Source organism: Peribacillus sp. SIMBA_075, from assembly GCF_046534585.1.
The window spans coordinates 1-237 of the sequence record NZ_JAWRYN010001559.1 but is presented as its reverse complement, the minus strand read 5'-3'; the positions used below and the strand labels follow the sequence as shown (position 1 = coordinate 237).

Below are 237 nucleotides of genomic sequence, written 5' to 3'. Positions count from 1 at the left end.
CATCTCGCTGACGGATAAATCGGATTGGGGGAGCAATAGATCGATCATCTCTTCCACTGCAGTAGAGACAGCTTCGTCTAAAGTCATCGCCGATACGAGAAACGCCAGGCCCTCTTCGTTTTCAAGCAATGGATGCTTCAGGTGGCTGCCTTTGATGACATCTAATTGGACGGTAGCGCTGCCGGGCACTTCAATGCCGGAAACACTGATTTCTCCGTCGCCCATCGCGGCATGGAA

1 pseudogene is annotated in these 237 nt (G+C 52.3%); it reads right to left on the bottom strand.

Features of this window, described 5'->3' with window-relative positions:
• Positions 1 to 237: pseudogene (locus SB775_RS33655) on the bottom strand (acetamidase/formamidase family protein); the annotation flags it as partial.